This window comes from Pseudonocardia halophobica (assembly GCF_050948485.1).
GTDB classification, from domain to species: domain Bacteria; phylum Actinomycetota; class Actinomycetes; order Mycobacteriales; family Pseudonocardiaceae; genus Pseudonocardia; species Pseudonocardia halophobica.
The window spans coordinates 1,085,661-1,111,834 of record NZ_CP192046.1 but is presented as its reverse complement, the minus strand read 5'-3'; the positions used below and the strand labels follow the sequence as shown (position 1 = coordinate 1,111,834).

At 74.5% G+C, this 26,174-nt stretch carries 22 protein-coding genes; 6 read left to right on the top strand and 16 right to left on the bottom strand.

What is annotated here, in order from left to right:
• Positions 1-23 precede the first annotated feature (23 nt).
• Positions 24-1,640 (top strand): acyl-CoA dehydrogenase family protein, encoded by a 1,617-nt coding sequence (locus tag ACQP04_RS05405; RefSeq protein WP_433505960.1) that lies wholly within the window; start codon positions 24-26, stop codon positions 1,638-1,640.
• Between the two features lie 42 nt (positions 1,641-1,682).
• Here the strand turns inward: ACQP04_RS05405 and ACQP04_RS05400 are convergent, their stop codons facing one another.
• The 3 genes from ACQP04_RS05400 to eno are packed head-to-tail and all read right to left on the bottom strand — an operon-like array spanning position 1,683 to position 3,983.
• A complete protein-coding gene (locus ACQP04_RS05400) occupies positions 1,683-2,165 on the bottom strand; it encodes a DUF501 domain-containing protein (protein WP_433505959.1) in 483 nt (160 codons plus the stop codon).
• Positions 2,162-2,689 carry an FtsB family cell division protein gene (locus ACQP04_RS05395; protein WP_433505958.1) on the bottom strand — a complete coding sequence of 176 codons (528 nt, stop codon included), beginning with the start codon at positions 2,687-2,689 and terminating at the stop codon, positions 2,162-2,164. Before ACQP04_RS05395 ends, ACQP04_RS05400 begins: the two co-directional genes overlap by 4 nt.
• Before the next feature lie 4 nt (positions 2,690-2,693).
• Positions 2,694-3,983, bottom strand: coding sequence for a phosphopyruvate hydratase (eno, locus tag ACQP04_RS05390; protein ID WP_037047520.1), 1,290 nt, complete (start codon positions 3,981-3,983; stop codon positions 2,694-2,696).
• 177 nt (positions 3,984-4,160) lie between these two features.
• Here eno and ACQP04_RS05385 point away from each other — a divergent pair, with 177 nt between their 5' ends.
• From ACQP04_RS05385 to efeB, 4 genes are all read left to right on the top strand, one after another.
• Positions 4,161-4,571: a tetratricopeptide repeat protein gene (locus tag ACQP04_RS05385; RefSeq protein ID WP_345383331.1), complete on the top strand. Its 411-nt coding sequence runs from the start codon at positions 4,161-4,163 to the stop codon at positions 4,569-4,571.
• Between the two features lie 202 nt (positions 4,572-4,773).
• Positions 4,774-5,598 carry an iron uptake transporter permease EfeU gene (gene efeU, locus ACQP04_RS05380; RefSeq protein ID WP_433505957.1) on the top strand — a complete coding sequence of 275 codons (825 nt, stop codon included), beginning with the start codon at positions 4,774-4,776 and terminating at the stop codon, positions 5,596-5,598.
• Positions 5,599-5,618: 20 nt separating this feature from the next.
• Positions 5,619-6,782, top strand: a complete 1,164-nt coding sequence (gene efeO, locus ACQP04_RS05375; protein ID WP_433505956.1) for an iron uptake system protein EfeO — start codon at positions 5,619-5,621, stop codon at positions 6,780-6,782.
• Between the two features lie 92 nt (positions 6,783-6,874).
• The gene (efeB, locus tag ACQP04_RS05370) at positions 6,875-8,101 is read left to right on the top strand and encodes an iron uptake transporter deferrochelatase/peroxidase subunit (RefSeq protein WP_433508303.1); all 1,227 of its coding nucleotides are present in this window, start codon (positions 6,875-6,877) and stop codon (positions 8,099-8,101) included.
• 178 nt (positions 8,102-8,279) lie between these two features.
• Here the strand turns inward: efeB and ACQP04_RS05365 are convergent, their stop codons facing one another.
• From ACQP04_RS05365 to ACQP04_RS05350, 4 genes are all read right to left on the bottom strand, one after another.
• Positions 8,280-8,969: a lytic murein transglycosylase gene (locus ACQP04_RS05365; protein ID WP_433505955.1), complete on the bottom strand. Its 690-nt coding sequence runs from the start codon at positions 8,967-8,969 to the stop codon at positions 8,280-8,282.
• Positions 8,970-9,154: 185 nt separating this feature from the next.
• A complete protein-coding gene (locus ACQP04_RS05360) occupies positions 9,155-10,066 on the bottom strand; it encodes a MazG family protein (protein WP_433505954.1) in 912 nt (303 codons plus the stop codon).
• Positions 10,067-10,100: 34 nt separating this feature from the next.
• A complete protein-coding gene (locus ACQP04_RS05355; RefSeq protein ID WP_433505953.1) occupies positions 10,101-11,012 on the bottom strand; it encodes a SurA N-terminal domain-containing protein in 912 nt (303 codons plus the stop codon).
• Positions 11,013-11,062: 50 nt separating this feature from the next.
• Positions 11,063-11,656, bottom strand: coding sequence for an RDD family protein (locus ACQP04_RS05350; RefSeq protein WP_433505952.1), 594 nt, complete (start codon positions 11,654-11,656; stop codon positions 11,063-11,065).
• A 244-nt stretch (positions 11,657-11,900) separates the two neighbouring features.
• On the opposite strand from ACQP04_RS05350, the gene ACQP04_RS05345 reads away from it, so the two are divergent.
• Positions 11,901-12,629 (top strand): VOC family protein, encoded by a 729-nt coding sequence (locus ACQP04_RS05345; protein WP_433505951.1) that lies wholly within the window; start codon positions 11,901-11,903, stop codon positions 12,627-12,629.
• Here ACQP04_RS05345 and ACQP04_RS05340 read toward each other — a convergent pair.
• The 9 genes from ACQP04_RS05340 to ACQP04_RS05300 form a co-directional block, all read right to left on the bottom strand.
• The gene (locus ACQP04_RS05340; protein WP_433505950.1) at positions 12,626-13,264 is read right to left on the bottom strand and encodes a response regulator; all 639 of its coding nucleotides are present in this window, start codon (positions 13,262-13,264) and stop codon (positions 12,626-12,628) included. The two genes, ACQP04_RS05345 and ACQP04_RS05340, sit on opposite strands and share 4 nt — an antisense overlap.
• Positions 13,246-14,358, bottom strand: coding sequence for a hypothetical protein (locus ACQP04_RS05335; protein ID WP_433505949.1), 1,113 nt, complete (start codon positions 14,356-14,358; stop codon positions 13,246-13,248). Before ACQP04_RS05335 ends, ACQP04_RS05340 begins: the two co-directional genes overlap by 19 nt.
• Positions 14,355-15,395 (bottom strand): sensor histidine kinase, encoded by a 1,041-nt coding sequence (locus ACQP04_RS05330; RefSeq protein ID WP_433505948.1) that lies wholly within the window; start codon positions 15,393-15,395, stop codon positions 14,355-14,357. The genes ACQP04_RS05335 and ACQP04_RS05330 overlap by 4 nt, the downstream gene beginning before the upstream one ends.
• Before the next feature lie 123 nt (positions 15,396-15,518).
• Complete coding sequence (mfd, locus tag ACQP04_RS05325) at positions 15,519-19,082, bottom strand: transcription-repair coupling factor (RefSeq protein ID WP_433505947.1); 3,564 nt, start codon at positions 19,080-19,082, stop codon at positions 15,519-15,521.
• Between the two features lie 105 nt (positions 19,083-19,187).
• Positions 19,188-22,541, bottom strand: coding sequence for a S41 family peptidase (locus ACQP04_RS05320; RefSeq protein WP_433505946.1), 3,354 nt, complete (start codon positions 22,539-22,541; stop codon positions 19,188-19,190).
• 48 nt (positions 22,542-22,589) lie between these two features.
• Positions 22,590-22,859, bottom strand: a complete 270-nt coding sequence (locus ACQP04_RS05315) for a DUF2277 domain-containing protein (protein ID WP_433505945.1) — start codon at positions 22,857-22,859, stop codon at positions 22,590-22,592.
• Between the two features lie 45 nt (positions 22,860-22,904).
• Positions 22,905-23,936 carry an NAD-dependent epimerase/dehydratase family protein gene (locus tag ACQP04_RS05310; RefSeq protein ID WP_433505944.1) on the bottom strand — a complete coding sequence of 344 codons (1,032 nt, stop codon included), beginning with the start codon at positions 23,934-23,936 and terminating at the stop codon, positions 22,905-22,907.
• Between the two features lie 61 nt (positions 23,937-23,997).
• Positions 23,998-24,669: a PIG-L deacetylase family protein gene (locus ACQP04_RS05305; RefSeq protein WP_433505943.1), complete on the bottom strand. Its 672-nt coding sequence runs from the start codon at positions 24,667-24,669 to the stop codon at positions 23,998-24,000.
• 127 nt (positions 24,670-24,796) lie between these two features.
• Positions 24,797-26,026: a methyltransferase domain-containing protein gene (locus ACQP04_RS05300; RefSeq protein WP_433505942.1), complete on the bottom strand. Its 1,230-nt coding sequence runs from the start codon at positions 26,024-26,026 to the stop codon at positions 24,797-24,799.
• Between the last annotated feature and the right edge of the window lie 148 nt (positions 26,027-26,174).

Below are 26,174 nucleotides of genomic sequence, written 5' to 3'. Positions count from 1 at the left end.
GTCCACGGGGTTACCCTCCGGTAATGACCGTGGCACCGGGCACCGAGCTGGGCACCCACACCGTCGTGAACCAGGTCCCGCCGCTCGACGGATTCGATCCGCTCGCGTGCGACCCGGGCCTGGCCGACGCGCTGCGCCGGGAGGGGGCGGCGCCGGACCTGAAGGCCCTGGCCCTCGCCGTCGGGTCGGCGGAGTACCGCGAGCACGCGCGGCTGGCCAACGAGCACGAGCCGGTGCTGCGCAGCCACGACCGGTACGGGCACCGGATCGACGAGGTGGACTTCCACCCGTCGTGGCACGCCCTGATGCAGCTGTCGGTGGAGCACGGGCTGCACGCGGCCCCGTGGGCGGACGGCTCGCACCTCGCCCGGGCCGCCGGGTTCTACCTGGTCAGCACCCTGGAGCAGGGGCACTGCTGCCCGATCTCGATGACCTACGCGGCCGTCCCGGCGCTGCGCCACTCCCCGGAGCTGGCCGAGCGCTACGAGCCCGGCCTGGCCTCGCGTACCTACGCGCCGGGGCTGGCCCGCCCGGAGACCAAGCCGGGCCTGCTCGCCGGCATGTCGATGACCGAGAAGCAGGGCGGCTCCGACGTCCGCACCGGCACCACGCGCGCCACCCCGAACGCCGACGGCACGTACTCCCTGGTCGGGCACAAGTGGTTCACCTCGGCCCCCATGAACGACCTGTTCCTCACGCTCGCGCAGGCGCCGGGCGGGCTGACCTGCTTCGTCCTGCCCCGCGTGCTGCCCGACGGCACCCGAAACGCCCTGCGCATCCAGCGGCTCAAGGACAAGCTCGGCAACCGCTCGAACGCCTCGGCCGAGCTGGAGTACTCCGGCGCCGTCGGCCGGCGGGTCGGCGACGAGGGCCGGGGCGTCGCGACGATCATCGAGATGGTCTCGATGACGCGTCTGGACTGCGTGCTCGGCGCGGCCGGGACGGTCCGGGCCGCGCTGTCCGAGGCCGCGCACCACGTGGCGCACCGTTCGGCGTTCGGCGCCCTGCTCGCGGACCAGCCGTTGATGCAGGCCGTGGTGGGCGAGCTGGCGGTGGAGTCCGAGGCCGCGACCACGCTCGCGATCCGGCTGGCCGGGGCGGTCGAGCGGGGCGAGACGGCCTTCCTGCGGCTGGCGCTGCCGGCATCGAAGTACCTGGTGTGCAAGCGGACGTCGGCGGTGGTCGCGGAGGCGCTGGAGTGCCTGGGCGGCAACGGCTACGTCGAGGAGTCGCCGATGCCGCGGCTCTACCGGGAGAGCCCGCTGAACTCGATCTGGGAGGGCTCGGGCAACGTCACCGCGCTCGACCTGCTCCGTGCCCTGGCCCGCTCGCCGGAGTCCGCCGACGCGGTGCTCGACGAGATCGCCCTTGCCGCAGGCGTGGACGCGCGGTTCGACCGGGCCGTGGACCAGCTCCGATCGGAGTTCCGGGACCCGGAGCCGCGGCGGGCCCGGCGGCTGGCCGAGCTGCTCGCGCTGTGCCTGCAGGGGTCGCTGCTCCTGCGCACCGCCCCGGCCGAGGTCGCCGACGCCTTCCTGGCCGGCCGCCTGCAGCCCGACGGCCCGTGGCGCACCGCCGGCACCCTGCCCGAGGGCGTCCCCGCGAAGCCGCTGCTGGAGCGCGTCACCCCCGCCCTGTGAGTGCCGATGGTCGTGATGGCGACCATCGTCACTCACGAGGTGTCAGGCGCAGTCGGTGCCGGTCCACCAGTCGCCGAGGAGCTCCAGCGCCTCGTCGCCGAACGGGTTCACGCCGGGGCCCTTGGCCAGGCTGTGCGCCACGTGGACGTGCAGGCACTTCACGCGGCCGGGCATGCCGCCGGCGCTGACGTCCGTGCCCAGCGGCTCGATCGCGTCCCGCTCGGCGAGGTAGGACTCGTGGGCCCGGCGGTAGCGCTCCGCCAGCTCCGGGTCCTCCTCGAGCCGCGCGGTCATCTCCTTCATCAGCCCGGAGGCCTCGAGCGTCCCGATGCGGGAGGCCAGCCGCGGGCAGGTGAGGTAGTAGAGCGTGGGGAACGGCGTGCCGTCGGGCAGCCGCGGCGCGGTCTGCACGACGTTCGGGTGGCCGGACGGGCAGCGCGCCGCGACCAGCCGCATGCCCCGCGGGGCACGCCCGAGCTGCGCCGCGACGGTCTCGCGGTCGACCTCGGAGATGGTCTCGGTCATCGGGGGGCGCCCTCCGTCACGTCGCTCCACAGGGTCCGGTACCAGGGTGTGCCCTTGCGCGCCGCCTCCACGTCGGCGGCCGAGGGCGTGTCCGGCAGCTGCACCACGTAGGGCACCTCGCCGGGCCGGACGTAGCCGAGCCGCGAGCGCGCCTCGGCCGCCACCTCGTCCGGGTTCGACAGCCGCGCCCTCTGTTCCTCCAGCTGCGTGACCTCGGCCGCGAGCGCGCGCTGCTGCTCCTGGACCGCGGCCAGCTCCTGCCGCTGCGCCACGTAGTTGCGCAGCGGCACGGCGACGGTCAGCGCCAGCGCGCACACCACGATCGCGAGGATCGCCGCGCGCCGGGTCGAGGACAGCCCGAGCAGCCCGCTCGTGCGGGCCACCACCGTCCCCGCCCGGCTGCGGGTGCGGGTGAGCTGCGGCTCGCGCACGCGCCGGCCGGCGGGCGCCGGGCGGGCGTGCCCGGCGCCGCCCCGGTCCGCCCGGGCGGCGGCCCGCTCGCGGACCCGCGCCTCACCCGCCACGCGGTCAGGCCCCCGGAGTGAACCGCGGGAAGGCCAGCTCGCCGGCGTAGCGCGCGGCGTCGCCCAGGCTCTCCTCGATGCGGAGCAGCTGGTTGTACTTGGCGACCCGCTCGGACCGCGCGGGCGCGCCCGTCTTGATCTGGCCGCAGCCGGTGGCGACGGCGAGATCGGCGATGGTCACGTCCTCGGTCTCGCCCGAGCGGTGGCTCATCATGCAGCGGTAGCCGTTGTTGTGGGCCAGCGTGACCGCGTCGAGGGTCTCGGACAGCGTGCCGATCTGGTTGACCTTGACCAGCAGCGCGTTGGCGGCCCCGCGGTCGATGCCGTCCTCGAGCCGCTCCGGGTTGGTGACGAACAGGTCGTCGCCCACGAGCTGGACCTTGTCGCCGAGCGACTCGGTCAGCGAGACCCAGCCGTCCCAGTCGTCCTCGGCCAGCGGGTCCTCGATCGAGACGAGCGGGAACGAGTCGACGAGCTCGGCCCACACCTTGGCCAGGTCCGCCGAGGAGAGCTCCTTGCCCTCGTAGCGGTAGACGCCGTCGGAGAAGAACTCGGTGGCGGCCACGTCGAGCGCCAGCACGACGTCCGTGCCCAGGGTGAAGCCCGCCTTGCCGATCGCCGTGGAGATCAGCTCGAGCGCGCCCCGGGTGCCGCCCGCGACGTCCGGCGCGAAGCCGCCCTCGTCGCCGAGCCCGGTGGCCAGGCCCTTCTCCTTCAGCACCGACTTGAGCGCGTGGTAGATCTCCGCACCCCAGCGCAGCGACTCGCGGAAGGACTCCGCGCCGATCGGGGCGACCATGAACTCCTGGACGTCGACCGAGGTGTCCGCGTGGGCGCCGCCGTTGAGGATGTTCATCATCGGCACCGGGAGCACGTGCGCGTTCGGCCCGCCGACGTAGCGGTAGAGCTCGAGGCCCGACGACTCGGCCGCGGCCTTGGCCACCGCCAGCGACACGCCGAGCAGCGCGTTCGCGCCGAGCCGCGACTTGTCCGGGGTGCCGTCGAGGTCGACGAGGCGCTGGTCGACCAGGCGCTGGTCCACCGCGTCCATCCCGGTCAGCTCCGGGCCGATCTCGTCGAGCACGGCCGAGACGGCCTTCTCGACACCCTTGCCGCCGTACCGCTTCGGGTCCCCGTCGCGGAGCTCGACGGCCTCGTGCTCGCCCGTCGACGCCCCGGAGGGGACCGCGGCGCGCTCCAGCGTCCCGTCGTCCAGCGCGACCTCGACCTCGACCGTGGGGTTCCCCCGCGAGTCGAGGATCTCGCGTGCGCCGACCTGCTCGATGACAGCCACCCAATAGCTCCTGTTCTCTCCGGCTCGCCGGAACTCGCGGGTCAGGGTAACCACCGGGCCCCGTGATCAGGGCGGCGAACCGCCGCCGAGCCGCGCACGTCACGCCCCGGTGCGCGCCCGTGGCCGCGTGTCAAGACCTCGCGGATCGCCCGCGCGCGGCCTACCGTAGGAATGACCATGACGAGCCAGCCTGCACCGGGACCCGGTCCGCGCGCCCGCAACCGCGTCTTCGAGGGGTTCCGCCGGGCGGAGCTGCTGCTGGCCGACCGGCGCCCGCTCGACGCGTTGCAGGCCCTGCTCCCCGCCCTGGAGAGCCAGCCCAACGACGCGTCGGTCCACCTGCTCGCGGGTCGCGCCTACCTCGACTCGGCCCAGCTCGCCAAGGCCGAGGAGGCCTTCTGCCGGGTGCTCGAGCTCGACCCGGCGGACCACTACGCCCGCTTCGCGCTCGGCAAGGCGCTGCAGCGGCAGGGCCGGCTGGGCGAGGCCAAGGGCCAGCTGCAGATGGCCACGGTCATGGACCCGCGCCCGGAGTACCAGGAGGCGCTGGGCGAGGTGCGCGCGCGGATCGCCCGCATCACCGAGTAGCTCCGCCTCACGGGCACCGAGGCCGATCACCCGATACGTCACGGTTGTGCCTGATGTTCCGACATCGATCGCAAAACGGACATAAGCCCAGGTCAGACCCCGTCCCCGGCCTACCGCGTCCCCCGTTCGGGAAGCTAGCCTCACCTCGGTCCGCTGAGCCTCACCTCAGCGGAGGCACGCCGACACAGAGGAGACCGGGACGGTGCTGGGCAACGCCCTGATCGGGCTGCGCGAGGGTCTCGAGGCCTCGTTGGTCGTCAGCATCCTCGTCGCCTTCCTCGTCCGCACCGACCGCCGCCACGAGCTGCCGAAGGTGTGGGCGGGCGTCGCGTTCGCGATCCTGGTCAGTGTCGGCGTCACGCTCGGGCTCACGCTGGCCGAGCAGGCCCTCACCTTCGAGGCCTCGGAGGCGCTCGGCGGGTCGCTCTCCATCGTCGCCGTCGCGTTCGTCACCTGGATGATCTTCTGGATGCGGTCGAACGCCCGCGCCCTGAAGTCCGAGCTCGAGGGCAAGCTCGAGGCGGCGATCAGGATGGGCCCGGCCGCCGTCGTCGTGATGGCCACGCTCGCCGTCGGGCGGGAGGGCCTCGAGACGGCCGTGTTCTTCTTCGCCGCGGCGCAGGCCGCCGGCGAGACCGTGCAGCCGCTGGTCGGCTTCCTGATCGGCATCGCGATCTCCGTGGTCATCGCCTACGCGATCTACCGCGGCGCCATGCGGATCAACCTCGCCAAGTTCTTCACGGTCACCGGGTTCTTCCTGATCTTCGTCGCCGCCGGGATCCTGGCCTACGGCGTGCACGACCTGCAGGAGGCCGGGATCCTGCCCGGCCTCACCACCCTCGCCTTCGACGTGAGCGCCGCGATCCCGCCGGACTCGTGGTACGGGACGCTCCTCAAGGGCGTCCTCAACTTCTCCCCGCAGACCACGGTGCTCGAGGCCGTCGTCTGGTGTCTCTACGTCGCCGTCGTCCTGACGCTGTTCCTGTTGCCCCAGCGCACGCGGTCCACCACCGCCGCCACCGCGTGACATCACCGAGGAGAACGCCCATGCCCCGCAGGACCCCGGATCACCGCAGAGCAGGCGCCGCCGTGCTCGCGGCCGGCACCGCCCTGCTGCTCGCCGGCTGCACCAGCACGGCCCAGCCCCCGGCCGCCCAGCAGGGCGGCGGCGGGCCGATCGCGGTGACCGCCAGCGACTCCGCCTGCCAGGTCTCGGCCACCGAGGCGCCTGCCGGCAACATCTCCTTCACCGTGAAGAACACGGGCACGAAGGTCACCGAGTTCTACCTCTACGGCACCGGCGACCGGATCATGGGCGAGGTCGAGAACATCGGCCCGGGACTGTCCCGTGACCTCATCGTCGAGGTGCCCGACGGCGGCAGCTACACCACCGCCTGCAAGCCCGGCATGGTCGGCGACGGCATCCGCGCCCCCTTCACCGTGACCGGTACGGCCCAGCGCTCCACGGACACCGACGCGAAGCTCGCCGAGGCCACCACCGGGTACACGCGCTACGTCACCTCCCAGATCGAGGCGCTCGTCGCCAAGAACAAGGAGTTCACCGCCGCCGTCAAGGCCGGGAACGTGGACCAGGCCAAGGCCCTGTACCCGGTCGCGCGCACCTACTGGGAGCGGGTCGAGCCGGTCGCGGAGTCCTTCGGCGACCTCGACCCGAAGATGGACGGCCGCGAGGACGACGAGCGCGAGCCGGGCGTGGCGTTCACCGGTTACCACCGGCTCGAGAAGGACCTGTGGGTCGACGGCCTGCAGGCCGACTCGGGGCAGATCGCCGACCAGCTCGACGCGGACATCCTCGACCTGCAGAATCGCGTGAAGTCCGTCCAGTTCACCCCCGTCGAGCTCGCCAACGGCGCCAAGGAGCTGCTCGACGAGGTCGCCACCGGCAAGATCACCGGTGAGGAGGACCGCTACTCGCACACGGACCTCTGGGACTTCAAGGCCAACGTCGAGGGCAGCCAGGCCTCCGTCGCGGCGCTGCGCCCCGTGATCGACGAGAAGGACCCGAACCTGGGCCCGACGCTCGACGAGCGCTTCGCCGACGTGGAGAAGCTGCTCGAGGGCTACCGCACCCCGGACGGCGGCTTCGTGCTGTACACGCAGCTGACCCCGGAGGACACCAAGAAGATGGCCGACTCCGTCGACGCGCTCGCCGAGCCGGTCTCCCAGGTCGCAGGAGTCGTCACGTCGTGAGTGCGAGCCGGTCCCCGTCCTCGGCCCCGGAGAGCCCGCCCGTCGGGCCGCCGCCCACCGACCCGCCCGGCGGCGGGAACGGCGGGGGTGGCATGTCCCGGCGCAGGCTGTTCGGCTACGCGGGGGCCGGCGTCGCGCTGGCCGGTGCCGGCGCGGCGATCGGCTACGCCGCCGGGTCGTCCGGCGGCGGGCCGGACCGTCCGGGCGTCGTCCCGTTCCGGGACACGCACCAGGCCGGGATCGTCACACCGGCGCAGGACCGGCTGCACTTCGTGGCGATGGACCTGACCACCACCGACCGCGCCGAGGTCCAGCGGCTGCTGCAGAAGTGGACCACCGCGGCCGAGCGGATGACGGCCGGTCAGGAGGTCACCGAGAACGGCGCGGTCGGGCTGAACAAGTACTCACCGCCCACCGACACCGGCGAGGCCCTCGGGCTGCCGGCCGCGTCGCTCACCCTGACCGTCGGGTTCGGCGCGTCGTTCTTCGAGAAGCTGGGCCTGCAGGACCGGATGCCGTCCGGGCTGGCCCCGCTGCCGGCGTTCACCGGGGACAACCTCGACCCGGCGCGCTCGGGCGGCGACATCTGCCTGCAGGCCTGCGCCGACGACCCGCAGGTCGCGGTGCACGCGATCCGCAACCTCGTGCGGATGGGCTTCGGCACCACGTCGGTCAGGTGGTCGCAGCTCGGGTTCGGCCGCACGTCGTCGACCTCGACGGCGCAGGACACCCCGCGCAACCTCTTCGGCTTCAAGGACGGCACCAACAACCTGAAGGCCGAGGAACCCACCGAGCTCGACGCCAACGTCTGGGTGCAGCCGGGCGACGGGCCGGAGTGGATGACGGGCGGGTCGTACCTGGTCGCGCGCCGGATCCGGATGCACATCGAGATCTGGGACCGCACGTCGCTCGACGAGCAGGAGCAGATCGTCGGGCGGTCGAAGGGCGAGGGGAACCCGCTCAGCGGGCAGAAGGAGTTCGACCTCGCCGACTTCGCGGCCAAGGGCACCGACGGGCAGCCCGCGATCGCGACGGACGCGCACATCCGCCTGGCGTCGGCCGAGACGCAGAACGGCGCGAAGATGCTGCGCCGCGGCTACAACTTCGTCGACGGCTCGGACGGCTCCGGCCACCTCGACGCCGGCCTGTTCTTCCTCGCCTTCGTCCGCAACCCGCAGACCCAGTTCGTGCCGATCCAGCGGGCGTTGGCGAACAAGGACAAGATGATGGAGTACCTGGAGCACAACGGCTCCGCAGTCTTCGCGGTTCCACCCGGGCTGCGGGACGGGGAGTGGTGGGGCCAGGGCCTCTTCGCCTAGCCCGCCCCGCAAGTCGCGCCGTAGCCCCGCGAGTCGGGAGCTCTGATACCGCGAGTCGGGAGCTCTGACACCGCGAGTCGGGAGCTCTGACACCGCGAGTCGGCGATTTCAGGCGACCGAGTTGCACAACTCGCCCCGGCCCCGGCCCCGGCCCCGGCCCCGGCCCCGGCGCCGGCGCTCAGCTCGCCGACGCGTACCGGTCGGCGGCGGCCCAGACGTCCCGCGCGTAGTCGACGGACCGGTTGTAGGCGAGCACGCCCTCCCACCAGCCGTCGCCGGCCGCGGTGTCCCGGTCGGCGGAGCAGAGGTACGCGGCGGCAGCCCGGGCCGCGGCGTCGACGTCCTGCGGGTCCCCCTCGCCGAAGCGGGCCCAGGTACCCGGCAGGAACTGCATCGGACCCACCGCCCGGTCGTGCTCCCGGTCGCCGTCGAGCCGCCCGCCGTCCGTGTCCGGGACCGCGCGGGTGCCGTTCGACCCGTCGAGCCGGATCCCGACGATCGGGGGCGTGGCGACGCCGTCGACGAGCCGCGAGCCGTGGATCCGGCCGTGGTTCGACTCGACCCGCCCGATCCCGGCGAGGGTGTTCCAGGTCAGCCCGCAGTCGGGCGTCCGGTCCCGCTGAGTCTGTTCGGCCGCCGCGTACGCCTGGAGTGCCCGGGCCGGGATGCCCGTGGCCCGGGCGCGCTCGCCCGCCCACGCCGCAGGGTCCGCATCCGACGGTACGGGCGGCGCGGGTGTCACAGGCGTGCCCCGTGCGACGACGCCGTTCCGATCCTGCTCGCGGCCGGACAGCCCGAGCGTCGCGACGCCGAGCACGAGCAGCCCCACGACACCGAGCACCCCGAGGAGGATCGCGAACGGTCGCACGACTCCGACGCTACGGACGGGAACTGAGAGCGGTCTGAGCCCGACCTCCCGGGATGTGCGACTCGGACACCCGAAACTGCCGACTCGCGGTGCGGCAACTCCCGACTCGCGGTGCCAGAACTCCCGACTCGCGGTGCCAGAACTCCCGACTCGCGGTGCCAGAACTCCCGACTCGCGGGGCGGGGTCAGGCGGGCCAGGCGCGGCGCCAGGTCTCCGGGTCGAGGGAGTGGGGGTCGGCGCCCTGGGCGGCGGCGGAGCTCTCCGCGGCCCGGACCCGGTCGGCGAAGGCGCGGGCGGCGGTGCGCAGCTCGGCCTCGGGGTCGGCGCCGTTCAGCTTGGCCTGCGCGACCTGCCGGAACAGCTCCTCCCCCACCCCACCACCGGCGGGCAGCAGGTCCTCGGGGAGCCCGGCCCGGGCGGTGCGGGACACCAGCTTGGCGGCGAGCGCGACGGCCGGCTGCCCCAGCGGCACCCCGTCGACCGAGGAGCTGCGCTGCTTCTCCGCGCGCTTGAGCTCCTCCCAGCGCCCCTCCTGCGCGGTCGCCGTCTCGATCCGTTCGGACCCGGCGAAGACGTGCGGGTGCCGCCCGACGAGCTTGGCCACCAGCCCCCCGGCCACCGCGTCGATGTCGAAGGCGCCCTCGCCCGCCTCCTGCGCGACCCGGGCGTGGAACAGCACCTGGAGCAGGACGTCCCCCAGCTCCTCGCGCATGTCGGCGCGGTCGCCGTCCTCGATCGCCTGGTAGAGCTCGTAGCACTCCTCGACGAGGTACTGCAGCAGCGACTCGTGGGTCTGCTCGGCGTCCCACGGGCAGCCGCCCGGCGAGCGCAGCCGGTCCATGACGGCCACGGCGTCGAGCAGCGCGGCGCCCTCCGGCTCGGGCACCGCGACGGCGCCCGCGGTCGGCTCGCAGGTCAGCAGCACGGCGTCCTCGGGAGGCTCGCCGGCCACGGGCTCGGCCCCGGCCGCCGTCACGACGTCCGCGGGCACCGAGGGGTCCGCGTAGACGGCGGAGGCGGCACGCAGGGCGGGCAGCGCGGCGGCCGGCAGGACTGCGCCGAGCCGCCGGGACAGGACGATCACCGTGGGAGCCACGCCCCCAGTCTCCCCCGGCGCCGGGTGCGCGGGCTCAGCCCCCGGCCGGCCCGATGATGGTGCCGGACTGCTGGCCCTCGGCCACGACCCGCATGCGCACCGGGTCCCACACCCCGAACCGCGGGTTGACCTGGACGTTCCCGGCGTCGGGCTGGGTCAGCCGCTCCCCGATCGACGCCAGCGTGTCCTGGTCGATGGAGGTCGCGGCGGACGGGCCCTCCGCCGACGCGTTCGTGACGCGGTCCGTCACGTGCAGCACCAGCCAGATCCCCTGGCCCGGCGAGGGCTGGAACGCCACGGTCTGCCCGGCGGGGGTGCCGAACAGGACGGTCGTGGCGGTGTCGGGATCGGTCGCGGCGCGGTAGGTCTGGCCGGTCTGCGCGGTGCGCGGGTCGGCCAGCACCTCACGGGCCCGGTCCCCGCCGGCGGCGACAGCACGCGCCTTCTCCTCGGCGTCGGCCTGCGAGGTCGCCGCGACGAGGTCGGCGGTGACGGCCAGCCCGTCGACGTACTTCTCGGCCAGGGCGATCGCGAGCAGCCGGTCCCGGGCCCGCTCGCGCAGGGCGGCGCCCTCGAACAGGCTGCGGTCCAGCTGCAGGGCCGAAGGGTCGGCGAGCAGGGCGTCGACCCGGTCCTCGCCGACCGTGATGCCCTCGCGCGCCGCCGCCGCGGTGACCAGCTCGTGGCTGACCTGCGTGCTCACGACGTACCGCGCGACGTCCGCGTCGGCGATCTCGCCGGTGCTCTGCGCGGAGAGTTCGGCCTTGTGCGCCAGCGCGGTGTCGATCCGGCTCTGGACCTCCGCGAGGCCCACCGACCGGTCCGCCACGATCACCGCCGACCCGACCTGGCTGGGACCGCTGCCGCAGCCCGCGGCCACCGCCCCCACCGCGCACGCGGCGACGATCACTCGGCCGATCCGGCCCGGGCGTCCGATGCTCCGCACGGCCGCCACCTTCTCACGGCCGGACGTGCGGCAGATCACCCCACCCGGATTCACCCCACCCGGACGACGACGGTGTCGCACACCTTGTCGGAGAAGGTCTGGCGCCGCTCGTCCCACAACGGCCAGAGGTAGCCCAGGTACAGCGGCGCCGCGTCGAGGACGTGCGCGAGCTGGCGGGCGAGCGTCGCCCAGAAGCCGAGCGTGCCGCCGTCGCGGGCCCGGACCAGCCGCGTGCCCATCAGCTGCTTGCCGAGGCTCTGCCCGGTGGTGCCCTGCCGGTAGCAGGTGTTCCACAACGCGAAGGCGAAGGCGGCGAGGTAGAAGACGCCGGCGATCCCGAAGACCACTCCGAGATCGTTCGAGATGGCGAGGCCGAGCAGCCCCAGCGAGGCGACGACGCCGGGGATCAGCCCGTCGACCAGCGCCGAGCCCACGCGGGAGCCCCAGGAGGCGTAGTCGGGCCGCGGCGGGACCGGCTGCGGGTAGGCGCCGTACGGCGCCGGGTACTGCGGCGCGTACGGCCCGCCGTAGGGCGGCTGCGCGTACTGCTGGGGCGCGTACTGCTGGGGCGCGTACTGCGGCGCGTACTGCGGCGGCTGCGGCTCCCACGGGGTGTGGGGCGGCTGCGGCGGGGTGACGGTCACGGGTCCTCCGGCGGCTGGGTCGTCGCCGCTTGATCGGCGCGGCAGCCCGCACTCGACCGGCGGGCCACTGCCGTTAGCACCGCTCCGCGGACCACACGGGTGGGTGTCGGGCGATCGCCGGACCCCTACCCGCGCGACCTGACATACCGTCGACCGTGCCCGGTGCCTGCGGTCCACCGCCCCGCAGGTGCCGGGCCCCGCGTCGGTCCCTGCGTTCCGCCGATCCGGCCCGTACGCTGCGGCGATGACGAACCGGCTGGCCAACGTCGTGGTCGACGGCACGGACCCGCGGCGGCTGGCCCGGTTCTGGTCCGAGCTGCTGGGCTGGCCGGTCGCCCACGAGAGCGACGACGAGGTGGACGTCCGGTCCCCGCACGCGCCCTGGACGTTCGACCTGGTCTTCGGGTCGGTGCCGGAGCCGCGGAGCGGGAAGAACCGCATCCACCTCGACCTCGCGAGCAGCTCGCCCGGGCACCAGCTCGAGCTCGTCGAACGGGCCGTCCTGCTCGGCGCCCGGCCCGCCGACGTCGGCCAGTACGCCGTCCCGTGGGTGGTGCTCGCCGATCCCGAGGGCAACGAGTTCTGCGTGCTGGAGCCCCGCGAGGAGTACGCCGAGGCCGGTGCGCTGGCGGCGGTCGTGGTCGACGTCCCGGACCCCTCGGCGGCCGCGGAGTTCTGGTCCGGGGTCGCGGGCCTGCCCGTGGGCCGGGACGACGGCACCGTGGCCGGTCTGCGCCCGCCGCCCGGCCTGCCGTGGCTGGAGTTCCTGCGCTCGACCGCGCCGAAGACCGGCAAGGACCGGCTGCACCTCGACGTCGACCCGGTCGGCGACCAGGCGGCCGCGGTGGCCGAGCTGGAGCGGCGCGGCGCGGCCCGGGTGGACGTCGGGCAGGGCCCGGAGGTGTCCTGGGTGGTCCTGGCCGACCCGTGGGGCGGGGAGTTCTGCGTGCTCCGGTCCGGGGTAACGGGCTAGAGGCCGGCCAGGTCGATGAGTCCGTCCTGCAGGGCGCGGGCCACGAGCGCGGCCTTGGTGGTGGCCGGGCGGCCGGCGTCGGCGTACTTGATCCGCACCCGTCCGATGTAGGTGTCCACGGTCTTCACGGAGAGGTGGAACCGCTGCGCCACCAGCTGCTTCGAGTCGCTCTCGAACCAGGCCAGCAGGACCTCGCGCTCGCGCTCCGACAGCGCCGGGCGGTCCGGCCGTGGGTCCGCGGCCATCGCCCCGCCGAGCACCGGCGGCGTGTAGGGGCGGTCCTGGACCACCGCGCGCAGGGCCGGGATCAGGTGCTCCGGCCCCTCCGCCTTGGTCAGGTAGGTCGCCGCACCCAGCTCCAGGCAGCGCAGGGCGGTGTCGCTGTCGGCGTGCTGCGAGTAGACGACGACGCGGCGGCCGGCGTCGACGAGCCGGGCCAGGTCGCCGAAGGCCGGCGAGCCCGACCCCAGCTGCAGGTCGAGCACCACGGCCTCGGCCGCCGGCTCCTCGAGCGCCACCTCCACCCGGGCTCCCGAGGCCAGCACCCCGATCTCCGGCTCGGCGCGGGCGCACCAGGCGCGCACGCCGTCGACGATCGCCGGGTGATCGTCGACGATCACGATCGAGGGGCCCATCTCGCCTCCACCCATGTCGCACCGTCGGCCTCGACCGTGCTGGTACCCACATCCGCGACGTCCAGCCCCGGTACCCGCGCGGCGCCGTCCGTCACCACCCCGACCACCACCGCCCCGGCGACGCCGGCGAGCGTCACGCGGGCCGCCGCCCGGGCCGCGTGCAGGGCGGCCTCCGCCGTGGCGAGCAGTGCCCCGGCCGCGTCGGCCGGCAGGACGGGCCGCTGCCCCCGCTCCGAGTAGCGCACCACCACGCCGCGCCGCTCCGCGATGTCGATCAGCACGGCGAGCTCGGCGGCCAGCGCGTCGGCGGCGTCGCCCTCCTCCGCGAACATCCGGCGCAGCCGTGCGGCCGCCCGGGCCGCGGCCTGCTGCACCTCGGGATCGGAGGGGGCGAGGGTGCCGTCGCCGATCCCTTGCAGCAGCGGCAGCGCCACCGCGCGGAGCTCGGCGTACCGGGCCTCCCGGTCGGTGTGCACCGTCCGGGCGACCTCCTCGGCCGTGCGCGCCCGCGCCTCCGACTCGGCGGCCTCCGCGGCCTGCCGGGCCACCGTGCGCAGCGCCGACCCCGCGAGCGCGACGGCGAGCTGGAACGACGTGATGCCCACGGCCGTGACCCCGAATGTCACCAGCGTGAGCTGGTCCGTCCGCCCCGTCGCGACCAGCAGCCCGAGCAGGAACAGCAGGTGCACCACGATCAACGCGACGAACCCGCGCAGCCGGGCGCCCGCGAACAACAGCAGCCAGATCCACCCGACGACGCCGTACCCGACGTGCGCCGGCCCGACGACCTGCGCGGGGTCGAGGGCCAGGGCGATCAGGACCGCGAGCGCGAGGACGCCGAGCGCGACCGGCACCCGGGCCCGCGCCCAGAAGCGGTGCCGTGCCACCAGCACGGCGTCGACGGTCGCGACGGCGACGAGCAGCCCCCAGCCGACGGGTGCGACCCACGGCGGGTGGAAGGCCGCCCCGCCGAGCAGCTTCGGCAGGCTGAGCCCGAAGAGGATCACCAGCGTGATCACGGTCTGGGCGATCCGCAGGCCCCGCAGCAGCCGGACCTCGAGATCGCTCGACACCGCGTCGGCGGGGCCGCTCACCGCGGCCACTCCAGCCGCACCTCGGTGCCCTCCCCCGGCGCCGACCGGACGACGGCCCGGCCACCGGCCCCGGCCATCCGCTCGGTCACCGACAGGGCCAGCCCGACCCGGCCGGCGGGAACCCGCGCCGGGTCGAACCCTCGCCCGGCGTCGCTCACGGTCACCCGGACCCGGCCCGCGTCGACCACCGCACCGACCTGGGCGTTCCTCGTCCGCGCGTGCCGGGCGACGTTCTCCAGCGCCTCGGCCACCGCACCGCCCACGGCGCCGGCGGCCGCCTCGGGCAGCCAGAGGTCGCCGGCGGCCCGGAGGTCGACCGGGATCCGGGCGCCCTCGACGGCCCGCCGGACCACGTCCTGCAGGCAGCCGGCGGGCGTGGTTGCGCCGTTCAGCGCGGCTACGTCCCGGGCCACCTGCTCGCGCAGCCACGGCTCCCGGCCGTCGACGCCGCCGAGCCCGACCATGAGCAACGTGCTCGCTGCGGTGTCGTGCACCGTCGCCCAGTGGGCGCGCTGCTCGGCCCGCCGCGCCCGGGCCAGCTCGGCCTCCCGCTCGGCGGCGAACCGGCGCGCCATCCGCTCGTCGGCCACCTCGCCCCCGCGCTGCACCAGCCGTCGGACCAGCCGGGACAGCCCCACCTCGACGGCCGTCCAGATCCCGCCGACGGCGAGCGCCTGCCCGACCGTGACCCCCGGCGCGAGCGCGGCCCCGACCACGAAGGCCACGCACACGGCAGCCGCGGCGAGCGCCCCGGGCAGCGGCCGCACGTGCCACTGCAGCGCGACGACGGCGACCGACGCCACCGGCGACACCCACCCCAGCATGCGCAGCAGCAGCGCCGGGTCGACGAGCAGCGGCTGGGCCAGGCACAGCGCGCACATCACCGCGACGTCGACGACCCAGACCCAGGTCCGCGGCCGGGTCCGCATCAGGTACAGGTAGGCGACGCTCCACCCGAACAACGCGACCGCGACCGCGCCGCAGACCACCGGCCCGGCCGGGGGGTCGGCGAACGGCGCGGCCAGCGCCATCAGCATCCCGACGAGCGCGCAGGGCGAACCGGTCGATGAGGGCCGCTGTCGACATGTCGGGAGGCTGGTCGCAGGGCGCGACCACGCCGTTACATCCCGCTGCTCAGGGGCTGGACTGTCGGGCGTTCCTCAGGCGTTCACCGTGACCGGGGCCGCCAGCTCCTTCACCAGCGCCGTCAGCCAGTCGAGCAGCTCGGTGTCGCGCAGCGCCGCCCCGCCGATCCGGTTGCCCGCGGCCGGCTTCGGCACGGTGACGAGCCGCGCCGCCGCCTTGTACTGCCCCTTGGGGTGCAACCGCTTGAACCGCATCTGCTTCGACTCCGGCAGCTCGACCGGGCCGATCCGGATCTGCGTGCCCGCGACGGCCACCTCGGCGATGCCCAGCTCGCGGCACAGCTGCCGGAACCGGGCGACCGCGAGCAGGTTGAGCACCGGCTGCGGCGGCTCGCCGTACCGGTCCTTCAGCTCGTCGACGATCGCCTCGAGGGCCGCCTCGTCCGCCGCCTCGGCGATCTTGCGGTAGGCCTCCAGGCGCAGCCGCTCGCCGTCGACGTAGTCGTGCGGGACGTGCGCGTCGACCGGCAGGTCCACCCGCACCTCGGCCAGCGGCTCGGGCTCCTCCTCGCCCGGCGCCCCGCCCGCCTGCTTGCGGAAGGCCGCGACGGCCTCGCCGACCAGCCGGATGTACAGGTCGAACCCGACGCCGGCGATGTGGCCGGACTGCTCCGCGCCCAGGATGTTGCCCGCGCCCCGGATCTCCAGGTCCTTCATCGCGACGGCGGCGCCCGAGCCCAGCTCGGAGTGCTGCGCGATCGTGGCGAGCCGGTCGTGCGCGGTCTCGGTGAGCGGGTGCTCCGGCGGGAACAGGAAGTACGCGTACCCGCGCTCGCGGCCACGCCCGACGCGCCCGCGCAGCTGGTGCAGCTGCGAGAGGCCCAGCGTGTCCGACCGCTCGACGATCAGCGTGTTGGCGTTGGAGATGTCCAGGCCGTTCTCGACGATCGTCGTACAGACCAGGACGTCGAACTCCCGGTGCCAGAACGCGTTGACGGTCCGCTCGAGCACGTCCTCGTTCATCTGGCCGTGCGCGACGCCGATCCGCGCCTCCGGCACGAGCTCCTGGATCTTCTTGGCCGCGCGGTCGATCGAGGTGACCCGGTTGTGCACGTAGAACACCTGGCCGTCGCGCAGCAGCTCGCGCCGGATCGCGGCGGCGACCTGCTTGTCGTCGTGCGCGCCGACGTAGGTCAGCGTGGGGTGCCGGTCCTCGGGCGGGGTGGTGATCGTGGACATCTCGCGGATGCCGGCGAGACTCATCTCCAGCGTCCGCGGGATCGGCGTGGCGGAGAGGGTGAGCACGTCGACGTGCGTGCGCAGCGCCGTGATGTGCTCCTTGTGCTCCACGCCGAAGCGCTGCTCCTCGTCGACGATCACCAGACCGAGGTCCTTCCAGCGGATCCCGGTCTGCAGCAGCCGGTGCGTCCCGACGACGACGTCGACGGTCCCCGCGGCCAGCCCCTCGATCGTCTCCTTGGCGTCCCCCGGGTCGGTGAACCGGGACAGGCCCTTCACGGTGACCGGGAAGGCGCGCATCCGGTCGGCGAAGGTCTGCAGGTGCTGGGTCGCCAGCAGCGTGGTCGGCACCAGCACGGCGACCTGCTTGCCGTCCTGCACCGCCTTGAACGCCGCGCGGACGGCGATCTCGGTCTTGCCGAAGCCCACGTCCCCGGAGATCACCCGGTCCATCGGCACCGGGCGCTCCATGTCCCGCTTGACCTCGTCGATCGCGGCGAGCTGGTCCGGCGTCTCGGTGTACGGGAAGGCGTCCTCCAGCTCGCGCTGCCACGGCGTGTCCGACCCGAACGCGTGCCCGGGCGACGACTGCCGCGCCGCATAGAGCTGCACCAGACCGGCGGCGATGTCCCGGACGGCCTTGCGCGCGCGACCCTTGGTCTTGGCCCAGTCCGCTCCGCCGAGCTTGTTGAGCGAGGGCTGCTCGCCACCGACGTACCGGCTGATCTCGTCGAGCGCGTCCGTCGGCACGAAGAGCCGGTCCGCGGGCTGGCCGCGCTTGCTGGAGGCGTACTCCAGGACCAGGTACTCGCGGGTCGCGCCCTGCACGGTGCGTTCGCGCATCTCGACGAACTTGCCGATGCCGTGCTGGTTGTGCACCACGTGGTCGCCCGGCTGCAGCGCCGCGAGGTCCACGGCGTTGCGACGACGGGCGGGCATCTTCCGCGTGGTCGTGTCCAGGCCGGCGCGCGTGCCCGTCAGGTCCGCCTCGGACAGCAGCACCAGGCCGATCTCCGGCGCGGTGAAGCCGTCGGCGATCCGCCCGCAGGTGACCGTGACCAGGCCCTTCTCCGGGGCGTCGGTCAGCTCCTCGAGCAGCGTCGCTGGCACCTCGGCCTCGCCGAGCTGCTCCAGGCTGCGCTGAGCCGTGCCCTGACCCGCGACGACCAGGACCGCCGCCCCGCCCGCCGCCGTGTGCGCGCGGAGGTCGACGAGCGCGCGGTCGGTGTCGCCCCGGTAGGACTCGATCTCGTGCATGCCGGGTACCACGGCGTCGTCGGCCCCGGAGAGCAGCGGCGACAGGCTCACGACGGGCCGGCCGGTGGCGGTGGCGTGCTCGAGGACCGCGGTGAGGTCCCGGTAGGCCGAGGCGCCGACGTCGATCGGGGCCGCGCCCCCGGTCCCCGCGGCGAGCCAGCTCGCCTCCAGGAACTCCTGCCCGGTCCGGACGAGGTCGTGGCTGCGCGTGCGGACGCGCTCGGGGTCGGCGACCAGCACGCGGGAGTGCGCGGGCAGCAGGTCGGTGAGCAGCTGCAGCTCCCCGGCCACGAGGGCCGGGATCAGCGACTCCATGCCCTCGGCCGGGATGCCCTCGGCGAGGTGCTCCAGGAGCTCGCGCAGCTGCGGGTTGTTCTCGTGCTCGCGGGCCAGCGCAGCGGCGCGCTCGCGGACCGGGCCGGTGAGCAGCAGCTCGCGGCAGGCGGGCGCGACGACCTCGGTGACCGCCGGTTCCTCCATCGACCGCTGGTCGGCGACGGAGAAGGCGCGCAGCTCGGAGACCTCGTCGCCCCAGAACTCGATGCGGACGGGGTGGTCGGCGGTCGGCACGAACAGGTCGAGGATGCCGCCGCGGACGGCGAACTCGCCGCGCGCGGTGACCATCTCGACGCGGGTGTAGGCCAGCTCGACCAGCCGCTCCAGCAGCTGCTCGAACTCGTACTCGGTGCCGACCCGCAGCGTGATCGGGTCGAGCGTGCCCAGCCCGGGCGCGATCGGCTGGATCAGGCTGCGCGCGGCCGCCGCGACGAGCCGCGGCGGGTTCTCCGAGCCGAGCGCGCGGAACAGGGTGAGCCGGCGGCCGACGGTGTCGGGGCGCGGCGAGAGCCGCTCGTGCGGCAGGGTCTCCCAGCTCGGCAGCACGGCCACCGCGGCCGGGTCGATCAGCTCGGCCGCGGCCGCGGCCAGCTCCTCGGCCTCGCGGTCGGTCGCGGTGACGGCCAGGACCGTGCCGTCCCCGGCCAGCCCGGCGGCCAGAAAGGGACGCAGCGCGGCGGGACCCTCGACGCGGACCGCGGGCGTGACGGCCGTGCGGGTGTCGACGGTGCGGGCGGCGTCGAGCGCCGCACCCAGACCGGGGTCGGAGAGGGCGGCGGTGAGCAGACCGGACAGGCAGACGGCCACGGGACTCCTCGCGAGAGCATGCGGACAGACCCCTGCCCGGGTCGGGTGCCCGGGCGGGGGTTGTTGAGAGGAGACGATACGCCCGCCCCCTTTCTTCCCCTCCGGTCAGGGGCGCGGCGGCAGCGCGGGCTTGGCCCGGCTCGGGCGGGTCGCGGGGTCGGGCGGGCCCACCGGCGGCCTCGCCTCCAGCGCCTCGAGGGCGATCCGGACCGCCGTCTCGAGCTGCGGGTCGCGGCCGGCCACCCAGTCCTGCGGCCGGACCACGACCTCGACGTCCGGGTCCACGCCGTGGTTCTCCACGGACCAGTGCAGGTCGTCGAACCAGAACGAGTACCGCGGCTGGGTCACCCGGGTGCCGTCGACCAGCGAGTACCGGCTGTCGATGCCGATCACGCCGCCCCAGGTCCGGACGCCGACGACCGGGCCCAGGCCCATCCGCTTGAACGCGGCCGTGACGATGTCGCCGTCCGAGCCGGCGTGCTCGTCGACCACCGCCACGATCGGCCCGCGCGGGGCTCCGTCGGGGTAGGTGGCGGGCGCGCCGTGCCGCACGACGTCCCACCCGATCACCTTGCGTGCCAGCTTCTCGATCACCAGCTGGGACGTGTGCCCGCCGGAGTTGCCGCGGACGTCGAGCACCAGCCCGTCCCGCCGGGCCTCCCGGGCGAAGTCGCGGTGCAGCTGCGCCCAGCCCGACGCGACCATGTCCGGGACGTGCAGGTAGCCGAGCCGGCCGTCGGACCGGTCCGCCACGAACGCCCGCCGGCCCGCGACCCAGTCGTGGTAGCGCAGCGTGGCCTCGGTGCCGAGCGGCCGCGCCACGACCCTCCGCACCTCGCCGGCCGCCGTGCGGATCGTCAGCTCGGTCAGCGTGCCCGCGGTCCCCACGAGCAGCGGGGCCGGGCCGAGCTCCGGGTCGACGGGCCGGCCGCCCACCTCGAGCAGCACGTCGCCGGCCTTGACGTCGACGCCCGGGTCGGACAGCGGGCTGCGCGCGCTCGGCGCCGAGGTCTCGGGCGGGAGCACGCGGGTGATCCGCCAGCCGCCGTCGCCGTCCGGCTCCAGGTCCGCGCCGAGCAGGCCGGGCCGGCCCGTCCAGTCCCCGCCCGGGCCGCGCCCCACCACGTAGGCGTGCGACGAGCCCAGCTCGCCCTGGACCTCGTAGAGCAGGTCGACCAGGTCGTCCGCGCTGCCGACGGCGTCGACCAGCGGCCGGTACCGCTCCAGCTCGGCCGACCAGTCGACGCCGGCCATGTCCTCGATCCAGAAGTGGTCCCGCATCAGCCGGCCCGCCTCGTCGAACATCTGGCGCCACTCGGCGGCCGGGTCGATCGTCACGGAGATCCGCCGGACGTCGATCTCGAACTCGTCCGCGTCGCCCTCCGAGGGCGTCGAGGAGCCCGAGCGGTCCGGGCGCAGCACCCGCAGCGTCTGGCCGTCGCGCACCACGAGCCGGTTGCCGTCGCCGCTGACCGCGTAGCCGTCCGCGGGGTCGGCGATGGTGTCGACCTTGCGCTTCTTCAGGTCGTAGCGCTCCAGGACCGGGCGCGGGTCGTCGCCGCCGTGCCGTCCCTCGCCGAGGACACCGGTGACCGGCACCCACAGCCAGAGCAGGCAGTCCTTGGCGGCGCCGAGCGCGCGGTACCGGCCCTCGGGGACCGGGATCGGGACGACGCGGGCGGTGAGGCCCTCGACGTCGATCACCGTCTCCGGCGGGCCGTCCTTCTTCTCGTCCTTCGCCCCGTCCCCGGCCTCGCCGTCGGCGGCCTTCTCGGCGGCCTTCTCGGCGGCCGCGGCCTCGTCGCTGCTCTCCGGCGCCGGGAGGTCCTCGGGCTCCTCGTCGGCGGCGGAGACGGGACGCCCGTCCGGCCCGGCCCCGAAGGGCGACGGCGTACGCGCGGCGAGCGGCACCAGGAACGGGCGCCACGAGGCCGGGAAGGTCAGGTCGAAGGAGTGCTCGTCGTAGATCGGGTCGAAGCTGCGGCGGGAGAGGAAGGCCAGGTACTTCCCGTCGTCCGTGAACACCGGGTCGGTGTCGACGAACCGCGGCTCGGTGACCGCGACGAGCGTGTCCGGGTGATCGTCGTGCGCGAGCTGCACCAGCATGATCCGGCTGAGCTCGGGCTCCACCGGGTCCTCGTAGGCCAGCCAGCGGCTGTCCGGGGAGAAGGCCAGCCCGGCGATCTCCCCCGCCGCGCCGCGGGCCGGCTCGCGCAGGGCGCCGGTGGCGGTGTCGAGCAGGATGAGCCGGCCGTCGTGCGTGGCCAGCGCGGCGAGCGACCCGTCCGGCGAGGGCTCCAGCTCGAGCACCCGGCCGAGCTCGCCGGAGCCGTAGCGGACCGGCTCGGGTGCGCCGTCGGCGTGCGGGTCGAGCGGGGAGATCGCGACCGCGTCCTCGCCCGTGGCGTCGTCGACCCAGATCGCGCGGTCGTCGCCGAGGGGCTGGGCCATCCGCGCCCGGACCCCCTGCTCGGCGAGCAGCGTGCGCGCCGGGCCGTCGCGGTGGGTGAGGCGGTGCACGGTGCCGCGCACCCCGACGATGCTCGCGCGCCCGGTCCGGTCCGGGTAGGCGCCGTTGACCCAGCGGGCCGTGGTGATCCGGTGCGGCTCGCGGTCGGTCCGCGGCCCGCCGAGGCGGACGTCGAGGCGCCGCGGCCCGGTGTCGCCGGGGTCGAGGGACTCGAGGAGGTACAGCTCGCCCGCGGACTCGTAGACCACGCGGGTCCCGTCCGTGGCCGCGTGCCGGGCGTAGAAGGCGGGCGCGCCCTCGCCGCCGTGGTCGGTGTGGCGGCGCAGGTCGGAGAGCGTCCCGCGGTCGACCGAGTAGAGGTTGCCCCAGCCCTCGTGGTCGGAGAGGAAGGCGATCCGGCCGCCGACCAGCATCGGAGCGTCGAGCTGTCCCTCGAGCTCGGCGAGGATCCGCCGGAACTCGCCGTCGCCCTCGGGGTCCCACCACAGCGTGCCCGCGGTGCCGCCGCGGTAGCGCTTCCACCAGGCCATGTCGCGGGCCATGGTGCGGCCGACGAGCACGCCGGGATCGCCCTGCGCGACCGCCGACACCGGCCCGTAGTCCAGCCGCCGCGGCCGCCCGCCCCTGGCCGGGACCGCGTACGCCCAGGTGTTCGCCCCGGTGTGCTCCCCGATCGCGGAGACCGCCAGCACCTGCCCGTCGGCGCTCCAGCCCGCGAGCCGGGTCCGCATGTCGCCCCAGAACGTGATCCGCCGGGCCGCGCCGCCCTCCGCGTCGGCCACCCGGACCTCCGGCGCCCCGTCCTTCCACGACGTCCAGGCGACCAGCGTGCCGTCCGGCGAGAACCGCGGCCGCGCGGCCGGCACGTCGTCGGCGGTCAGGCGGAGGGCGCGGCCCCCGGTGAGCGGGGCGGTCCAGACGTCGTCCTCGGCGACGAACACGACCGTGTCGCCGGCGAGATGGGGGAAGCGGAGGTAACTGCGGGACACGGCGCCACCGTATCCGCCGGGTCCGACAGGACAGTGGGACCGCGGGTGTCAGCGCGCGTAGCGCTCCTGCGCCCTCGCCCGGGCCCTGGCCGCCTCCACCTCACGGTCCTTCGGCGGGGCGGTCGTCACGAGGTCGTCGAGCAGGCGCCGGGTGACGTGCGCGATCTCCGCCACCGCCCGGTCGAAGGCCTCCTGGTTCGCCTGCGACGGCTTCGCCGACCCGCTGATCTTGCGGACGTACTGCAACGCCGCCGCCTCCACCTCGGCAGTGGTCGCGGGCGGTTCGAAGTTGTGCAGGGTGCGGATGTTGCGGCACATGCGCGCTCTCCCGGGCTCGACGTCGGCACCCGCCGTTGTAGCAGCTCAGGACGCGCGGATCACGTGCATACCCGCGTCGAGCGAACCCTCGGCCTGGCGCGCCTTCAGCACCGCGAGCCGGGTGAACCGGTTCTCGAACGCGTCGCGGGTGAGCCCGCGGGCCCGGTACTCGGTCGCCAGCTGCTGCGCCCCCGCGGGGATCGTCCAGCCCGCCTCGAAGCCCAGCTCCTTGCGCGCCCGCGAGAAGTCGACCCGGTAGGAGCGCGGGTCGTTGCCCGCCTCGCCGGTGATGGCCAGCTCCGCCCCGGGCACCGCCTCGACCACGGCCTGAGCGATCTCGGCGACCGTCCGGTTGTTCTGCTCGGTGCCCACGTTGTAGGCCCGCCCGCGGACGACGTCGGCGGGCGCGGCGAGCGCGGCGACGACGGCGCCTGCGATGTCCTCGGCGTGGGCGAGCGGACGCCACGGGGTGCCGTCGGAGAGGACCTTGACCACGCCCGAGAGGACGGCGTGCCCGGTGAGGTTGTTGAGCACGATGTCGGCCCGCAGCCGCGGCGAGAACCCGAAGGCGGTCGCGTTGCGCATCGACACGGGGACGAAGTCGGCGTCGGCCAGCTCGGCGAGGTCGTCCTCCACCCGGACCTTGGACTCGGCGTAGGGCGTGACCGGCTTGAGCGGCGCGTCCTCGTCGACCAGGTCGTCACCGGACTGGGCGCCGTAGACGGAGCAGGTCGACGCGTAGACGAACCGCCCGACCCCCGCCTCCTTCGCCAGCCGGGCCAGGCGCGTCGAGGCGTGGTGGTTGATGTCGTAGGTGATCTCCGGCGCGAGCGAGCCGAGCGGGTCGTTGGACAACGCCGCCAGGTGCACCACGGCGTCGAACCCGGCGAGCTGATCGACCGTGACGTCGCGGAGGTCGACGGCCAGCCCGGGGACGTCCGGGGTGTCGAGCGAGCCGAGGACGCAGGCGGCGAACAGCCCGCTGTCGAGACCCGTGACGTCGTGACCGGCGCCGGCCAGGATCGGGGCCATCACGGTGCCCAGGTAGCCCTGGTGGCCGGTCAGCAGTACGCGCACTGGTGTCTCCTCGTCGCCGTTCCGCGGTGCACCGGGTGACTCGTCCGCGGCGCGCGGAGCATTAGTCGACCGGGTCGATCCCCGTCAGCGGCGCGACTCCCAGGACCAGCTTCTCGGCGTGGAACGCCTCGGCGTATCGCGCGTGGCACTGCACGCCACGCACCCGGGCGAGGCCGGCGAAGGTCTCGGCGTCGAACCAGGTCCGGTCCCGCTGGCTGCCGTAGTGCTCCAGGAGCTTGGTGATCTTCTCCCGCAGCACGGGTTCGGCGAGCGGCAGGTAGACCGACGGCTGCGCGAGGTCGCTCTCCCACTTGAGGATCTCGTAGCCGAGGGCGAGGTGGTCCCGGAAGACCGTGGGGATGATCTTCGACAGGGTCCGGTGGTCCTGGTGCGCGTCGTGGGCCGTCGGCCCGAGGATCAGGTCCGGCTCCCCCATCGCCCGGACCTCCTCGACCGCCTGCTTCGCGCGCTCCCACCGGACGGGGACGCGGCCGTCGGGCAGGTCGTGCACGATGACCTCGAGCTTCGCCCCGGGGCAGAACGCGGCGAGCGCCTCCCGTTCCTCCTCCTCGCGGAGGGAGGCCCCGCCGGTCAGCACCATGGCGACGACGGAGACACCCGGGTGGGCGCGGCAGAGCTCCAGCAGTGCTCCGCCCGCCCCGATCGCGATGTCGTCGCAGTGGGCTCCGAGCAGGACCAGCCGGTCCAGGCGCTCGGGCAACAGGCTCAGCATCGTCGGGTTCAGCGCTCCTCGCGGACGGGACGGCACCGGACGGGCGCCGCGGTGCGGTCGGTGACGCCCACCAGCATCCCCCGCCGCACCCCGCGCCGACAGGGCCGAACGATCACTCTCGGTGGTCTCAGACGACCTCGAGGGACGGGATCGGGAAGACCAGCCGGCCGCCCCACTCCCGGACGGGCGCGAGCTGCTCGACGAGCTCGTCCCGCAGGTTCCAGGGCAGCACGAGGACGTAGTCCGGCCGGTCGGCCTCGATCCGCTCGGGCGGCAGGACGGGGATCCGCGTTCCCGGGGTGAACCGGCCGTGCTTGTACGGGTTGCGGTCGACGGTGTACGGGAGCAGGTCGGGCCGGATGCCGCAGTAGTTGAGCAGGGTGTTGCCCTTCCCGGGCGCGCCGTACCCGACCACCGACCTGCCCGCGCGCCGGGCCTCGATCAGGAAGGCCACCAGGTCGTCGCGCACGCGCGAGACGGCCTCGGCGAAGCCGGCGTGGCCGTCGACCGTGTGCAGGCCCGCCTTCTCCTCCGCGGCCAGCACCTCGCGCACGCGCTCCGACGGCTCGCCCGCGACGGCGGCCGGCCGGGCCCAGACGCGGATCGACCCGCCGTGGGTGTCCAGGAGCTCGACGTCGACGACCGTCAGCCCGCCCGACGCGAGGGCCCGCTGCGCCGTGAGCAGCGTGTAGTACTGGAAGTGCTCGTGGTAGACGGTGTCGAACTGGGTCCGCTCGACGAGCGTGAGCAGGTGCTGGACCTCGATCGACACCCAGCCGTCGTCGGCGACGAGGGCACGCAGGCCCTCGGTGAACCCGACGACGTCGGGGATGTGGGCGTAGACGTTGTTGAGCGCGACGAGATCCGCCGGACCGTGCTCCGCGCGCACCCGCACCCCGGTCTCCGGGGTGAGGAACGCGGTCAGGGTGGGCACGCCCCGCTCCCGCGCGGCCTCACCCACGTTGCGCGACGGCTCGATCCCCAGGCAGCGGACACCGCGCTCGACGACGTGCTGCAGCAGGTAGCCGTCGTTGCTGGCCACCTCGACGACGAACGAGTCCGACCCGAGTCCGAGCCGCTCGCTCGACGCGTCGACGAACCGCTTCGCGTGCTCCACCCAGGAGGTCGAGTACGACGAGAAGTAGGCGTACTCGGTGAACGTCTCCTCCGGGGTGATCAACGGAGGCAGCTGGGCGAGCAGGCACTCCTCGCACACCCGGACGTGCAGCGGGTAGGTCGGCTCCGGCAGCTCGAGCGCCTCGGCGGTGAGGAACAGCTCGCACGGGGGCGTCGCCCCGAGGTCCAGGAAGCTGCGCAGGTTGCTGGACCCGCACAGCCGGCAACGGAGATCGGTCACGGTTCTGATGCCCCCACGACGACGGCCTGCACGACACGTCCGGGTTCGCCCGCCCCCGTACGACCGTTACCCGGCGGTGCCGCCGTTCGGCCGATCCCCGACGGGGCGGCCGGGCCGGACGCGCCGCCGCAGCCGCTCCGACGGCCCG